We start from the raw sequence: 13,686 nt of genomic DNA, 5'->3' as shown, positions 1-13,686 counted from the left end.
GCGCAGCCCGGTGCGCGAAGAGAGGCTTATTTTTTGCCGAAGAGTTTTCCGAAGAAGCCGAACATGCCGCTCAGTTTTTTGTGGAAGATGTCGTCGATATAGGCGGAGTAGTCATGGAATCCGTCGTTGTGCAGTTTCAGCTCAAGGAACATCTCCGCGTCTCTTTGCGTCTTCGTCTGCTCAAGGTCGAGGAGTTTCGCGTAGAGGGTTTCGACCTCGTCAAGCACTTTCTTGGGGACCGGCCAGCGGTGGGAACGGTAGCCGCGGATCTGCTTGTGCTCGTTGAAAAGCGGTTTGTACTCCGAGTAAACCCAGTAATATTTACCGTCTTTACGGCGGTTCTTGACGATGGCCTTGTACTCTTTGCCCGCTTTAAGGGCGTCCCAGAGCAGTTTGAAAACGGTTTTGGGCATATCCGGGTGGCGGACGATGTTGTGCGGCTTTCCCATCAGCTCCTCTTCGGGATAGCCGGAGAGTTCCACAAAATATTCATTGGCATAAACGATCTTGCCCATAACATCCGTTTCCGAAAGGATCTCTCTTTTTGAATCAACTGGTACTTCTATATCCAGGGGTTTGAGCTGAAACTTCTCCGACATCGGGGACTCCTTAAATTATGTATATTTTTTGGATAGTAACAGAAGCAAAATTAATATTTTACAAAAACTAATAGTTAATATTATATACGGTAAGCAACGGTAGACGTTAAATCACATTAATGTGACAAATAAGAAACCCGGATACACCTCTTCGCGTACACTTCCCTGCTCATTTTTGGTGAAGCGGCAGAGACTCTCGTCGATCGGAATAACGAGGGTCCCCCCGGGTTTCAGCTGCTCCAGAAGCGTTTCGGGGAGTTCCCGCGCCGCGGCGGAAACGAGGATCCTGTCATACTGCTCCCCCGGCATGCCCAGGGCCTCCCCGGCCTCCTCGATCCGGACATGCCCGAACCCGAACGGCGCAATGTTGCGTTGACCTACAGCCACCAGGGATTTGCGGTACTCCAGCCCGGTCACCTCCCCCTGCGGACCGACAATATACCCCAGCAGCGCCGTCGTCCACCCCGACCCCGAACCGATATCGAGGACCCGCTCACCCGGTTCGGCGCCGAGCAGTTCCAGCATAAAAGCCACCGTCGTCGGCTGGGAGATCGTCTGCCCCTCCCCGATAGGAAGCGGATAATCGCCGTAGCGCTCCTCCCCGTAATATTCCGGCACAAAAGCGCCGCGGTCGACGGCGCGGAACGCCTTAATGATCCGCGGCGTGCGCAGCGCCCCGTAGTCGATCATCCCCGCGATCAGCCGCTCTGTCGCTTCACGGTCACGCATCATCGCCGCTTCCTATGGTCAAAAACGCATCCGGCAGCAGCGAGGTCGCCAGCATGACGCTGTTGATCCCCGCATGTTCCTGCCATGTCCCGACAGCCTGGTGCGCCTCCCGCAGCCAGAAAAGCTCCAGCACCTCCGCCATCGGCACAAAGGCCTGCAGCCCCTCGAGCTGTTCGGCCAGGATCGCGTTGTGCAGGGCCGCGTTGTTGAACGCCTGCATCAGGGAGACGCCGTGCAGCCCTATGCCCAATCCCAGTTCACGGAAAGGGAGCCTCGCGTCGGCAGGATGGCGCAGGGTGTTGCTCTGCGCGTAGCGCAACGTTCCCTCCCGCGCCGCTTCGAGCAGGGAGCGCAGCAGACCGCGCAGCGGCAGGTCGTGCCCCGCCATCAGCTGGGTCACGCGCGCCGCATCGAACAGCATGCCGCCCAGCCCCAGGGGGTCCTCCGTGGCGAGCGGCATCGCTTCGGCCATGCTCCCGGCGGCTTCAAGCTCCCCGCCGAGCCCTGCATCGTCGCCCAGCGCCCTCGCCGTCACCGAGAGCTGCAGATAGGTCACATAAGCCTCCAGGGCATCATGCTGCCCCATCGACGTGACCAGCGGCCGGCGCAGGTCGGTACTCATTTTCCAGTACATCCGTTTTGAGCCGTCCGGCATCGCATAGGTAAAGGCCCGGTACGCGCTTTTGGCCAGTTCCACGGCCCAGCGGCTGTAGCGCACCTCCCCGCTCACCGCCGCCATGCGGTCCAGGGCGTGCATCCACTTGGCAAGATAATGAAAATATTGGCCGTCGCGGTCCCACTCCGAGGCTTCATCATAGGCGGTATCGGCGCCGCGCTCCGGCAGCGGCTTGCCGATGCGCAGTCCCGCCACCGTCGGGTAGCTGGCCGCATCCGCCGCCGCCAGGCCGCTCAGGGCTCCCTCGCGCGCATCGTCGCCGCGAAACGCGCCCAGTTCACGGTGGACCGTATCGATCAATATCCGGGCCTTTTCCAGATACCCCTTCTCGTCGGTGCGCTTGAAGAGTGAGAGAAAGTTGCAGACGGCGAAGGCATCCGTCCATAGGTAGCGCCCCTCCCCCGTCCCGATCGGGTGGCGCGCATCATAGGCCTCCATCAGGGCTGCGGCCTTTTCGATGCGCTCGTGGTGTTCCAGGATCATTGTCGATCAATCCTCCATGACGGGGCCGCCGACCTCGTCATCGCCGTAGAAGCTGTGCGTCCCGTCGCAAAAGGGGAGGTTCTTGGAGGACTTGCAGCGGCACAGCAGGTAGGCCTTGCTCTTCTCTACCGTGAACTTCAGGGGCATACAGCCGGTCCCCTGATGGCTTCCGTCGCAAAAGACCCCCTCTTTGGCGCGGCCGCACATGCAGTACAGATAGAGCTTCCCCGCCTCCAGGTCGACCCCCTTCGGTTTATTGAAAAAAACAACAGCATCCTTGCACATCTGGCACCCCCGTTTTTCAGTGGACGATCCCGCACACCGTTTTTTTCATGATAGCCCGATGCCACGGCGAAGTCAAGCCGCCGGAAACGCCGGAAGTGTGGCTATAATTATTGCATGACACCCTTTCTTCTGCCGCCGAAGGTGCGCTGCAGCGACGGCGAGATGCGTCGCGTCGGATTTGAACTGGAGTACTCCGGCCCGGAGCTGGAGTCATGCGCCCGGATCGTCGCGGAGATCACCGGGGGCGAGATCACCGAAATCAACCCCTGGCACTACACCATCGGCCCGACGCCCTGGGGAGACTTCTCCCTGACGCTCGATTTCCAGTTCCTCATCCGCTCAGGCCTCCAGGAGTGGCTGCACAATGCCGGGTTCGACGAAGCGATGGAGCAGGACGAAATCGACGCCATCGAATACTTTATCGGCTCCTTTTCTGCGTCGCTTGTCCCCTTTGAGCTGACGACGCCGCCGCTGCCGCTGAACGCCCTTGACCTGGTGGAAACCCTTAAAGATGCCCTGCGCGGCGCGGGGGCGCTCGGCACAACGGCCAACCCCCTCTATGTCTTCGGCTTCCACATCAATCCCGAGGCGCCCGATCTGAGCGCGGCGACCCTGCTGGCCTATCTGCGTGCCTACCTCGTACTCTATGACCTGCTGGCCGAGGAGATCCGTCCCGTCTTCACCCGGCGCCTCTCCTTCTATATCGACCCCTTCCCCTCCGATTACATCCGCAAGGTTTTGCACCCCGCCTACCGCCCGACAATAGAGGGCTTTACCGATGATTACCTGGAAGCCAACCCGACACGCAACCGGGCCCTCGACCTGCTGCCGCTGCTGGCATGGAATGACCTGGGGCGTGTCCGTCGGGCCCTGCCCACAGAGAAGATCTCCCCCCGCCCCGCCTTTCACTTCCGTCTCCCCAACTCCCGCGTCGATGAAGCGGGTTGGCACACCGCCGACGCCTGGAACAGCTGGCTCCATGTCGAACGCCTGGCGGAAGATACGGAGACGCTGCTGTCGCTCGCCTATGCGCGCTACCGCATGATGAACTCATTCTTCTACCGTTTCCGTAAAAAACAGTGGATCAAAAGGATACGACAATGGGCAGAAAAGTTCGAATAGCCGTCACGGGAGGCAAACGCGGCAGCCGTCTTGCCTGGTACTTCTCCCGCTTCCTGCTGGGGGGCCACGGCGCGGGAGGAAGCTTCCTGCATCCCGCAACCGATTACCGTGATGCCGCCTTCGACGCCCTGCTGATCACCGGCGGCAGCGATATCGATCCCCAGACCTACGGTGCCCAGGCGCATCCGGCCATCGAACATACGGACCCCGAACGGGACGCCATGGAACTCTACCTCCTCGAGACGGCGGTCCGCCGGGGGGTGCCCGTCATGGGCATCTGCCGCGGCATGCAGCTGCTCAATCTCCATTTCGGCGGGACGCTGCATCCGCATATTCACGACTTCGACCTCGACTTCTCCCACCCGCACACGCCGCTGCCGCTGCAGACGGTGACCCTTGAATACGGCAGCAGGCTCCACGACATCGTCGGACAGGGCGAACTGCGCGTCAATGCACTGCACCACCAGGCGGTCGACCGCCCCGGCGAGGGGATGCGGATCGTCGCCCACGACCGCAACAGGATCGTACAGGCGATCGAACATACGGGCTCACCCTTCATGCTCGGCCTCCAGTGGCATCCGGAGTTCATGCCCTACAGCTGGCACAGCCGGAAGATCTTCGCGGCCTTTGTCCATACGGCACGGACGATGCAAACGTCGTGAAAAGATAAATTCGGGATAAGAAAACGGGGAGGAGAGGCGGCGCCCTCTCCTAGAAAATCAGCGGATCAGTTCCGCGCGGACGGAGCGGTTCTGCGCACGCCCTTCGGCTGTGGCGTTGGTGGCGACCGGATCGGTCTCCCCTTTTCCGACGGCGCTCAGGCGGTTGGACGCGATTCCCTTACCCACCAGCAGGCCGACAACGACCTCGGCACGTTTCTTCGAGAGCACGTCATTATATGCATTCGTCCCGCGGTCGTCGGCACGGCCGACGATCTCGGCTTTGTAGGGGTTGGATTTCATATAATCCGCAAAGGCATCGATCTCGTCCATATGGGCACTCGTCACCACGGCGGAGTCGGTGGCGAACTCGACGCTGAACGGGAAGGTCGCGGCACACCCTACTTTATCGACCTTGAAGCCTGATGGGGTCTCCGGGCAGTTGTCATAAAGGTTCGCAACGCCGTCGCGGTCGTCATCGGGCACGCACCCGTAGGCGTCGACTTCGGCGCCGCGCGGTGTATTCGGGCACTGGTCATTGTCGTCGATGACGCCGTCGCCGTCACTGTCGTAGGTTTTGTACCCTGATGACGCTACCGCCGCGGCCGCTTCGTGGGCACCGAACGCGAAGGAGAGACCGGCGAGCGCCAGCAGGTTGCTGTCATAGCGGTTGCCGTTGTTCTTGAGCATGTAGATCGCTTCGAGTTTCAGCGCCACCTGTTCGGTGAAGGGGATTTTCACCCCCGCGCCGGCATCGCCGTAGGCGCTGTTCTTGTTGCCGTAGAGCGGATTGCTCATATTCTCGTAACCGGCGCCGATCTTGGCGAACGGGCGGACGCTGCCTTCGTCCGTGTAGTCGTAGACGGCCCCCATGCCGACACGCCAGATGTTCGTGGAAGCGGAGGTATCGATGGGGCTAAGGAACAGGGGCGGCGTCGGCGCCGGCGGGTTGTACGAATAGTCCGTATCCGTCGCATAGTAGGCGGACAGTTCCGGTTTGATCGGGAAGGAAAAGAGGTTGTTGATCTGGATTTCTCCCCCGATGATCATCTCGTTTTCAAGCAGAATATTGCCTTCTGGAATCCCGATCCCCGCCACCGGTGAAACCTCGATATTGTATTGAGATGCTGCCGCGATCTGTGCCGCCAGCAACGCACTCGTCATCCATGCACGCTTCATCATTCCTTATACTCCTGAGCGAAATTCACGGAAGTATACCATAGAGAACTGTACAAAAAATAACGTATTTTAAAAAAAATGTAACTATAACGCCGGATGCCCCTCTACCGCCCTGCGCCCCGCTTCGATCAGCGGCGCGGCTTTATGGAAGTCAAACGTACTGCAGATATTCTTGGGAAGGGTAATCATGATATCGGGCGGGTAGCCGCCGATGCGGTACTGGGTCAGGCTGCGCTGCATCGTATCGAAACTCTGGTCGAGAATGGAGAATATGTGCGCCTGCTCCCGGCGGCGGAGACGCTCTTTGATGGCATTTTTGGCCTTGGATGCCAGACGTTCGGCAAAGGAGTCATAGCGCTCGGCGACGGCGGCTTCCTCCTGCTCCGCGTCGGGGCCGTAGAGGTTGACGGCGATGGTGAGGTCGCTGCGGTCGCGCATCGTCGGCGCCACGGGCAGGGGGTTGAGGACCCCGCCGTCGACCAGGAGCATTCCGTCGAGCTCCACCGGGGTAAACACGGAGGGGATGGCGATCGAAGCGCGGATCGCGCTCAGCAGGTCTCCGCTTTGAAACCACACCTCTTTGCCCCGGTTCAGGTCCGAAGCGACGGCCGTGAAACGGATGGGCAGCTCCTCGATCGTCTGGGTGCCGATAAGATCGTCCAGGCGCTCGAAGACCTTTGTACCGCTCATAATGCCCCGCTTGTCCCAGGCGAGGTCCAGGAGCGCGGCGACGTCGAGGGGGTCTAGCCCCTGCACCCACTCCCTGTATTCGGCAAGCCTGCCGCAGGCGTAGAGTCCGCCGACCAGCGCCCCCATGGAACAGCCGCTGACGGAGACGATCTCATACCCCTTTGCCTCCAGCGCCTCGATGACCCCAATATGCACGTAGCCACGCGCCCCGCCGCTTCCCAATACCAACGATACTTTCTTCATCGCTTCCCTTTGTGTTCAGAACTATTTCTAATTATAGGGCATTCGGAGGTGCGGGGAGATCAACTTCTGTCGCTCAAGGGGGTAATGGAAGGGGAAGAGAGCATCATGCTCTCTTTGTGCCCAAAGAAAAAGGGCTAGTGTTTGCGGATAACGACACCCTGGTCGGTCTGGTGGGCCGGGTGGTACGGGCCCGCCGGCAGTGCGAAGAAAAGGCGGGCGTTGGCGACATGGGCGTATTCGACATAATCGGCCGCGGCGGTATTGATCGCCGTGCCGATCGCCTGGATCAGCAGTCCGGCCAGTCCGCCGCCGCCGCTGTTGCTCGTAAGGTCAACGGTGACGCTGCCTTCGTACTCCCACAGCTTCTCATTGGTCTTCGTCGAGACCGCTTCGGAGGCGATCGTCACCGTCAGCGAGGAGGCCACGACGGCATACATGACGTCCCACTTCTTGATACGCGTGAACATGACGACGTCGGCCCCGAAATAGTCGTAAAACTTATCCGCGGGCAGACTGTAGAGCAGTTCGGTATCGTAGACGCCCTCCTGTTTGAGGATGTCGCTGACCATCTCCATCGGGAAGACATAGTAGCCCGTCTGCGCGATGGGCATTTCGATCGTCGTGGCGTAGTAGTCCTTCGCCTCGGCATCGCTGCTTTCGTTCATCGCCGGCAGGACCACGATGGAGCGGGGGTCTTCTTCATACATCTGGGGGAAGGCCTCGCCTTTGGTGATGCCCGCATTATGCGCGGCACACCCCGTCATGATCATTGCGGCGAAAATCGATGCCGCCACTGCAGCTATTTTTCCGTACATCATGATTTCGCTCCCTTCGCTTCGGCTTTGCGCACCTTTTCAATGACGCGGTCCATAAAGTGCGCCGACTCCGGGTAGAGCCCTTTTTCCATCTCGAAATAGTGCACAGCCTGCTTGGTGTCCCCCTGCTTGAAGTAGATGTATCCCAGGTTCGCATACATCCCCGGTGCCACACGCTTGGAAACGCTGTCATTGGCATTTTCGATGGCCGTCAGAATCGCCTGCTGCATCGCCAGGAGGTTCTCCGCACTGGTATCCTGCTTATACGCATAGTAGCTTTCGCTATAGGTGCCGTAGTTATAGAGTGCCTGCGGTTTCGTGGCACACCCGCTCAAAATCGCGATGGCTGCCAGCGGCAAAGCCGCTTTCATCAGCATGCCCATCCTCACTGGCCGACTCCGATCTCTTTGGCGATGCCGTCGCCGACGTAGATACTGCGTTCAACAACGAGGGCATCCCCCCTGTAGACCTTCACGCTGTGCTTGCCCGGAGCGACCCGGTACTGGTGGTCGCGTCCCGCTTCGACGGCGAAGGGCTGCCCGTCGTCGACGGAGACGGATGCCCCCGCGACGTCACCTGTAAAGTAGAGGTAGGACGCCCGCTCACCCGTGGCAACGCCCGACTTGTAGCCGCAGCCGGCCATAAAGAGAGCTGCCGCCATCAACACTGCTGTCACTGCTTTCATGCTTTAATCCTTGTGGACCTGAATATACAGGTCGGAGAAATTTTTCGTTTTCAGGCGCGCGCCAAGGTCGCCGCTCGTGATCGACGCGAAAGAGACCTCGTTCTCCGGGGTGTCCCCCGCCGTCGAGACGATCTCGATCGTCGCCAGCTTTTTGCCCGGCAGCGTAATGATGCTGTTGGTCTGCGGGTTTTTGACCTTCTTGCCCGACGCCATGACGTCGAACTTGTCCCCCACCTTGATGTTCTGGCTCTTGCCGCCGGAAGTGATCAGCATCCCCTGCTCGTAGCCCAGCAGGTAGCCGCGCCACGGCTTGTCCATCATGTTCTCGATCACGTTCGATGCGAGGTCCGAGATCGCTGCGTCGATCGCCTTGTCGTTGAGCTGGGAGTCATACGCGCTCTTGTCCCCGACGCCCATGACCGTACCGGCTTCGCTGTACGCGGTCCCTTTCCCCTCTTCGGAGTAGATGATCTGCCCCGTACTGACGTCGACGATGCGGATATGGACCTTGGCGAAGGCCTCCTGCTTCTTGACGCGGCTGAACCAGCCGACGTCGCTTACCTCGTTGCGCCCGAACTCCGTGATGGAGCCGAGAATGAGGTAATCGGCGCTGTTTTTCAGCGCGGGCGCATCGCCCATCGCCAGCTCTTTCTGGATCTTCTCGAGGTCCGCGCGCTCGAGCATGATAAACTTGCCCGTCTCGAAAAGCTTGGAGGAGAGAATATCCATCGCCTGCTTCCCGATCCGGTCGCTGTTCTCATCAATAAAGAAACTCTGGCCGTAGCGGGTCTCGTTGGTAAAGCGGCCAATGGCGACTTTGCGCTTCAGACCCGAAGGCTCCTCTTTGAGCGCCTTGGCGGCCTGCACCGTTTTGCTGACGGCGGGTGCCGCCGTCGGCGTGTCATGCACTTCCTGTTTCTCCATGGTCGCACACCCCGTGATACAGAGGGCTGCGGCGACCGGAGCTAGTAAATACCTATACTTCATTGTAGTCTCCGATAACAGTATATGTTTTATATTATGCCAAGTCATGCTTAATCTAGAGGGCTGCAAACGCTCCCCGGCATTCGGATGGAGTATGGTAGAAGGGGAGAAAACGGAGCTGTGCGGTTAAAAAGTGGGCGGATATCCGGCGGCCGGCCGCGCCGTGAGATGTTTTTTACTCATACCGCAGCGCGTCGATCGGGTTCATGTTCGCCGCCTTGCGCGCCGGGATGATCCCGAAAACGATCCCGATCAGCATCGAAAAGAGCAGCGCAACCGTCGTCACGGCCGGGTTGATGACGAGGGTCAGGTCCATCGCCTGCGCGACCCCCACGGTGATCCCGATGCCCGTGAGCACGCCGAAGATGCCGCCGAGCCCCGAGAGAACGACCGCCTCGATCAGAAACTGGATCAGGATATCCTGGCTCATGGCCCCGATGGCCATGCGGATGCCGATCTCGCGGGTGCGTTCCGTCACCGAGACGAGCATGATGTTCATGATCCCGATGCCGCCGACGACGAGGGAGATGGCGGCCACCGCCCCCAGCATCACCGTCAGCATCGACGTGATCTGCGACAGGGTATCGAGCAGCGCCGTCATGCTCCGGACAGCGAAATTGTCCTCTTTGCCCGGTTTGATGTTGCGGCTTTCGCGCAGCACCTGGCGGATCTGCTGTTTGACGGTGTCTAGGGGGTAGTTCTCCTTGACCGACACCAAAATGGAGGGGATGTTCTGGTTCCCGCCGATACGGCGCTGGAACATCTTGATGGGGACGAGGATCAGGTCATCCTGGTCCATGCCGAAGGTGTTCGCCCCTTTCTCTTCAAGCGTCCCGATCACCCGGCATGAAAAACTCTTGAGGCGGATCTTTTTTCCCATGGGCTCTTCTCCCCCGGGAAAAAGCTCGTCGATCACCGTCTGTCCGAGGATACAGACGCTCTGCCCCGCGCGCAGCTCGCTTTCGCTGAAGCGCTCCCCCTCTGCCAGGTTCCAGTTCTGGACATCAAAATAGCCGTTTTCGACGCCGCGCACGCTGGTCTGGTAACTGCGGTCGCGGTAGAGCACGTTCACGGTACTGCTGGCCATCGGGGAGACCGCTTCGAGCGTGAAGATCGACTTTTGCAAAATGCGGACGTCTTTCATCTCGAAGGGGATGCTCGTTCCCGACATCCCCGGAGGCCCCTTCTCCTGGCCGGGCATGATGTGCAGCGTGTTGCTGCCGAGGCTGCCTACGCTTGCGGTAATCGACTCGCTCGCCCCCTGCCCGATATTGACCATCGCGATGACAGAGGCGATCCCGATGACAATCCCTATTGCCGTCAGCAAGGAGCGCATCAGGTTGCGCCTTATTTCGCGGATGGCCTGCAGGAAAGCGTTAAGCAGCATGGTCCGTGTCCCTCTCGATGCGGCCGTCGCGCAGGAGGATCGTGCGCGACGCGTAGTCGGCGATCTCCTCTTCGTGGGTCACCATGATCACGGTGATCCCCTTGGCGTTGAAACCCCGGATCAGCTCCATGATCTCATGGCTGCGCTGGGTGTCGAGGTTCCCCGTCGGTTCGTCGGCGATGAGGACCTGCGGCTGCGTCACGATGGCACGCGCAATGGCCACACGCTGCTGCTGCCCGCCCGAAAGCTGTGAGGGGTCATGGTGCATGCGCTCGGCAAGCCCGACCTGTACCAGGGCCTCCTCCGCGCGTTCCCGGCGCTCCCTGGCGGAAACGCCCTGGTAGATCAGCGGCATCTCCACATTCTCCAGCGCCGAGGTGCGTTTGAGCAGGTTGAAGCCCTGGAAGACGAAGCCGAGAACGTAGCGGCGGAACAGGGCCCGCTGTTCGTGCGTCAGCCGCCCCAGGTCCGTCCCCTCAAACCGGTAGCGCCCCCCGCTGGGCACATCGAGAGCACCGAGGATATTGAGCAGGGTCGACTTGCCGCTGCCGCTGGGCCCCATGATGGCCACGAACTCGCCCTGGCCGATACGGAGATCCAACGGGTGCAGGACATGCGTCGCCGCCTCGCCACTGCCGTAGGTTTTGGTGATCTGTTCCAGGCTGATCACGGCTGCTTCTCCTGGGCGACGATAAGATTGTCCCCGGGTGTGAGCACCTCCCCTGCGATGACACTCTGGGTACCGTTCGTGCCGAGCACCTCGACGTAGAGCTTCTCCGGGGTCTGCCCGTTCAGCCGCCAGACGTGCGGTTTATCATCGTAGGCGCTCTCGTCATCGTCATGAAACGCGAACAGTTTCGTCTCCTTGGACGTTGCGACGGGAAGGTAAAGCAGCGCGGCGCGGGGGACGATCAGCGCATCGCGGAACGTCTGGACGGTGATATCCGCGTCGGCGCTCATCCCCGGGCGCAGTTTCAGGTCACTGTTGTTAACGTCCAGTACGGCGATGTAGGTGACGACCCCGTCCTCGATCTCCGAGTTGACCCGCACCATGCGGATCGTGCCCGAAAACACGCTGTCAGGATAGGCGTCAACCGTAAACATTGCCGTGTCCCCCGCTTTCACCTTGGCGATATCCGCCTCGTCGACGCTCACCTGCAGCTCCATCTTGCGCAGGTCCTTGGCGATTGTAAAGAGCGTCGGGGTCTGGTAGGAAGCCGCGACCGTCTGGCCGGGGTCGATCTCGCGGGTGAGCACGGTACCGTCGACGGGCGAATAGATTGCCGTACGCTCCAGGTCATACTGCGAAGAGACGAGGCTGTGCTTCGCCTGTTCCACCTGCGCCTTGGCGTTATCGACCTGCGCCTTGGACGCCAGATAGTCGGCATAGTCCGTATCCCAGTCACTTTGCGAAGGCAGGGCCCCTTTCGTCTCTTCGCGCAGCGTTTCGTCGCGCTTGAGCGTCGCCTTGCTGCGGTAGAGTTCCGCATTCGCATTCTCCAGCGTTGCCTTGGCCGACCTCAGCGCCGCATTCGCCTTGTCGACGGCGCTTTGGTACTTCGTCTTATCCATCTGCGCCATCAACTCCCCCTTCTTCACAAGGTCGTTGTAATCGACAAGCACCTTCTCGATCGTGCCTGAGACCTCCGTACCGACATCAACGCTCTCCAGCGGCTGCAGGTACCCCGACGCCGAAACGGTGATGTTGAGTTCCCCCCGCTCCGCGCTCTGGGTGACGAAACGGTAGGCCTGACCGTTCTTAGCCGGTTGCAGGAAGAAGTAGCCGCCGACGGCCACTGCGATCAGCACGACAACGCCCAGTACGATCCATTTCCATCGAGGGCTTTTATACGCCGTGACCTTTTCCATCGCTTCCATTACTGCTCCTTGTATATCCGGGTATCGAAATAGAGCGCTATACGCTCAATCTGGATGTTGTAGTGCTGGATCCGCTTTTCGAGCTTCTGGATCTGCACCGAATTCCCCAGCGACTCGAGGTCATAGGAAGAGGTATAGCCCGCCTTGACCTGGCCCTGCGTGAAGGTGTAAAGGTCGTCGTACATAGCGATCATCTCTTCGGCCACGCCGATCTTCTCTTGATAATCCCCGATGGTTGCCGCACGCATATCGTACTCCTGTTCCAGCTCCATCTTGCGGTCGATCTGCGCCGTCTGCGTTTGCAAGGATTGCAGTCGGCTTGCCTCGACTGTCCCCCTGCTGTTGATATCGAGCGGCATGCTCAGCACGGCGCCGTAGCTGTAGCGGTCGCCGTTATAATCGAGGGTATCGCCGCGGTAGTCGTTATAGCCGTACCCCGCATTGACCGAGAGCGTCGGCAGGTAGGCCGAACGCGTCACCTTCCAAGCCGCCGTGTCCGCACGGCTCTGGGCCGTGTATTGCAGCAGTTCAAGGCTGTTTTGCAGGTAGACGTCGCGGGGGACAAGGGGGAATTCCGGCAGCGCCACCGTGTCGACGCCGCGCGACCCGAGCAGCTTCTGGAGTTCGAACACTTCGCTGCGCAGAGTGTTGCGCACAACGATCACGTCGCTGCGCGCACTGTCGCGGTCGATGGTCACGCGGTTGAGCTCGCTGATGTCCGCACTGCCGGCTTTGTACTTCGCCCGGGTGATCATCAAGTCGATGTCGCGGTTGGCCAGCGTCAATTCGCTCTGCTGCAGTTGCAGGCGGTCGCGCTCAACCTGCGCTTTGAGAGTATAGGCCTGCTTAAGGTAGGCGGCCTCCTCCAGGTCGACGGCAAGCAGATTCGCTTTGCCGGAGGCGTCCGCCTGTTCGACGGTATAGTAGATTCCGCCGCTGCGGAAAACATCCTGGTCCCACGACACCCCGGCGCTCGCCAATCCGCCCTCACTGCCCGCGGCATCCCTGGAGCGCGTATAGGAGAGCGACAGCACCAGCGGAGAGACCCAGCTGGTTTTGCCGGTCCCGGTCTGTTCCTTCACCTGTTCGCGCTTGAGCTTCAGCAGCTCCCGCTTCTGCTCCGAAAGCGGCAGCGTCTCGGCGCCGAGGAGAGAGGCAAACAGAAACGGCAGGGGCCAGAGCCGGCGTAGACGTAACGTGCATTCTTTCACTTTACCGATATCCTTCTGAGTGTGTCACTTAGCATTATAGAACAAGCCTGCTCCTTTAGGG

At 60.2% G+C, this 13,686-nt stretch carries 16 protein-coding genes; 2 read left to right on the top strand and 14 right to left on the bottom strand.

Annotation, left to right across the window (positions count from 1 at the left end; genetic code table 11):
• Positions 1–26: 26 nt before the first annotated feature.
• The 4 genes from WCX72_RS01455 to WCX72_RS01440 form a co-directional block, all read right to left on the bottom strand.
• The gene (locus WCX72_RS01455; RefSeq protein ID WP_231019950.1) at positions 27–599 is read right to left on the bottom strand and encodes a PAS domain-containing protein; all 573 of its coding nucleotides are present in this window, start codon (positions 597–599) and stop codon (positions 27–29) included.
• 111 nt (positions 600–710) lie between these two features.
• Positions 711–1,331, bottom strand: a complete 621-nt coding sequence (locus WCX72_RS01450; RefSeq protein WP_345970468.1) for a methyltransferase domain-containing protein — start codon at positions 1,329–1,331, stop codon at positions 711–713.
• On the bottom strand, positions 1,321–2,487 hold the full coding sequence (locus WCX72_RS01445) for a hypothetical protein (protein ID WP_345970467.1): 1,167 nt from the start codon (positions 2,485–2,487) through the stop codon (positions 1,321–1,323). The genes WCX72_RS01450 and WCX72_RS01445 overlap by 11 nt, the downstream gene beginning before the upstream one ends.
• 6 nt (positions 2,488–2,493) lie before the next feature.
• The gene (locus WCX72_RS01440) at positions 2,494–2,772 is read right to left on the bottom strand and encodes a CDGSH iron-sulfur domain-containing protein (protein WP_345970466.1); all 279 of its coding nucleotides are present in this window, start codon (positions 2,770–2,772) and stop codon (positions 2,494–2,496) included.
• A gap of 114 nt (positions 2,773–2,886) precedes the next feature.
• On the opposite strand from WCX72_RS01440, the gene WCX72_RS01435 reads away from it, so the two are divergent.
• Together WCX72_RS01435 and WCX72_RS01430 are read left to right on the top strand one after the other, a co-directional pair.
• Positions 2,887–3,894, top strand: coding sequence for an amidoligase family protein (locus WCX72_RS01435; protein ID WP_345970465.1), 1,008 nt, complete (start codon positions 2,887–2,889; stop codon positions 3,892–3,894).
• Complete coding sequence (locus WCX72_RS01430; protein ID WP_345970464.1) at positions 3,873–4,556, top strand: gamma-glutamyl-gamma-aminobutyrate hydrolase family protein; 684 nt, start codon at positions 3,873–3,875, stop codon at positions 4,554–4,556. Before WCX72_RS01435 ends, WCX72_RS01430 begins: the two co-directional genes overlap by 22 nt.
• Positions 4,557–4,613: 57 nt before the next feature.
• Here WCX72_RS01430 and WCX72_RS01425 read toward each other — a convergent pair whose 3' ends face one another.
• From WCX72_RS01425 to WCX72_RS01380, 10 genes are all read right to left on the bottom strand, one after another.
• Positions 4,614–5,735: an OmpA family protein gene (locus tag WCX72_RS01425; RefSeq protein WP_345970463.1), complete on the bottom strand. Its 1,122-nt coding sequence runs from the start codon at positions 5,733–5,735 to the stop codon at positions 4,614–4,616.
• An 81-nt stretch (positions 5,736–5,816) separates the two neighbouring features.
• Positions 5,817–6,665: a patatin-like phospholipase family protein gene (locus tag WCX72_RS01420; RefSeq protein ID WP_345970462.1), complete on the bottom strand. Its 849-nt coding sequence runs from the start codon at positions 6,663–6,665 to the stop codon at positions 5,817–5,819.
• 134 nt (positions 6,666–6,799) lie between these two features.
• The gene (locus WCX72_RS01415) at positions 6,800–7,483 is read right to left on the bottom strand and encodes a GNA1162 family protein (RefSeq protein ID WP_345970461.1); all 684 of its coding nucleotides are present in this window, start codon (positions 7,481–7,483) and stop codon (positions 6,800–6,802) included.
• Positions 7,480–7,857, bottom strand: coding sequence for a DUF4810 domain-containing protein (locus WCX72_RS01410; RefSeq protein ID WP_345970460.1), 378 nt, complete (start codon positions 7,855–7,857; stop codon positions 7,480–7,482). Before WCX72_RS01410 ends, WCX72_RS01415 begins: the two co-directional genes overlap by 4 nt.
• 8 nt (positions 7,858–7,865) lie before the next feature.
• Complete coding sequence (locus tag WCX72_RS01405; RefSeq protein ID WP_345970458.1) at positions 7,866–8,165, bottom strand: hypothetical protein; 300 nt, start codon at positions 8,163–8,165, stop codon at positions 7,866–7,868.
• 3 nt (positions 8,166–8,168) lie between these two features.
• On the bottom strand, positions 8,169–9,089 hold the full coding sequence (locus tag WCX72_RS01400; RefSeq protein ID WP_345970457.1) for a CsgG/HfaB family protein: 921 nt from the start codon (positions 9,087–9,089) through the stop codon (positions 8,169–8,171).
• A 235-nt stretch (positions 9,090–9,324) separates the two neighbouring features.
• A complete protein-coding gene (locus WCX72_RS01395; RefSeq protein ID WP_345970455.1) occupies positions 9,325–10,536 on the bottom strand; it encodes an ABC transporter permease in 1,212 nt (403 codons plus the stop codon).
• Entirely contained in the window at positions 10,526–11,206 is a 681-nt protein-coding gene (locus WCX72_RS01390; RefSeq protein WP_345970454.1) for an ABC transporter ATP-binding protein, read from the bottom strand. Before WCX72_RS01390 ends, WCX72_RS01395 begins: the two co-directional genes overlap by 11 nt.
• Positions 11,203–12,414: an efflux RND transporter periplasmic adaptor subunit gene (locus WCX72_RS01385; protein ID WP_345970453.1), complete on the bottom strand. Its 1,212-nt coding sequence runs from the start codon at positions 12,412–12,414 to the stop codon at positions 11,203–11,205. Before WCX72_RS01385 ends, WCX72_RS01390 begins: the two co-directional genes overlap by 4 nt.
• The gene (locus WCX72_RS01380; RefSeq protein WP_345970452.1) at positions 12,414–13,625 is read right to left on the bottom strand and encodes a TolC family protein; all 1,212 of its coding nucleotides are present in this window, start codon (positions 13,623–13,625) and stop codon (positions 12,414–12,416) included. The genes WCX72_RS01385 and WCX72_RS01380 overlap by 1 nt, the downstream gene beginning before the upstream one ends.
• Positions 13,626–13,686 lie beyond the last annotated feature (61 nt).

The organism is Thiomicrolovo immobilis (genome assembly GCF_039645955.1).
Taxonomy (GTDB): domain Bacteria; phylum Campylobacterota; class Campylobacteria; order Campylobacterales; family Sulfurimonadaceae; genus Thiomicrolovo; species Thiomicrolovo diazotrophicus.
This window is presented reverse-complemented; position numbering and strand designations above follow the sequence as displayed.

Coding starts and splice junctions, on each gene's coding strand:
- WCX72_RS01405 (WP_345970458.1), bottom strand. CDS start 8,165: ATGAAAGCAGTGACAGCAGTGTTGATGGCGGCAGCTCTCTTTATGGCC.
- WCX72_RS01450 (WP_345970468.1), bottom strand. CDS start 1,331: ATGATGCGTGACCGTGAAGCGACAGAGCGGCTGATCGCGGGGATGATC.
- WCX72_RS01445 (WP_345970467.1), bottom strand. CDS start 2,487: ATGATCCTGGAACACCACGAGCGCATCGAAAAGGCCGCAGCCCTGATG.
- WCX72_RS01435 (WP_345970465.1), top strand. CDS start 2,887: ATGACACCCTTTCTTCTGCCGCCGAAGGTGCGCTGCAGCGACGGCGAG.
- WCX72_RS01455 (WP_231019950.1), bottom strand. CDS start 599: ATGTCGGAGAAGTTTCAGCTCAAACCCCTGGATATAGAAGTACCAGTT.
- WCX72_RS01425 (WP_345970463.1), bottom strand. CDS start 5,735: ATGATGAAGCGTGCATGGATGACGAGTGCGTTGCTGGCGGCACAGATC.
- WCX72_RS01415 (WP_345970461.1), bottom strand. CDS start 7,483: ATGATGTACGGAAAAATAGCTGCAGTGGCGGCATCGATTTTCGCCGCA.
- WCX72_RS01410 (WP_345970460.1), bottom strand. CDS start 7,857: ATGCTGATGAAAGCGGCTTTGCCGCTGGCAGCCATCGCGATTTTGAGC.
- WCX72_RS01420 (WP_345970462.1), bottom strand. CDS start 6,665: ATGAAGAAAGTATCGTTGGTATTGGGAAGCGGCGGGGCGCGTGGCTAC.
- WCX72_RS01440 (WP_345970466.1), bottom strand. CDS start 2,772: ATGTGCAAGGATGCTGTTGTTTTTTTCAATAAACCGAAGGGGGTCGAC.
- WCX72_RS01385 (WP_345970453.1), bottom strand. CDS start 12,414: ATGGAAGCGATGGAAAAGGTCACGGCGTATAAAAGCCCTCGATGGAAA.
- WCX72_RS01400 (WP_345970457.1), bottom strand. CDS start 9,089: ATGGAGAAACAGGAAGTGCATGACACGCCGACGGCGGCACCCGCCGTC.
- WCX72_RS01430 (WP_345970464.1), top strand. CDS start 3,873: ATGGGCAGAAAAGTTCGAATAGCCGTCACGGGAGGCAAACGCGGCAGC.
- WCX72_RS01395 (WP_345970455.1), bottom strand. CDS start 10,536: ATGCTGCTTAACGCTTTCCTGCAGGCCATCCGCGAAATAAGGCGCAAC.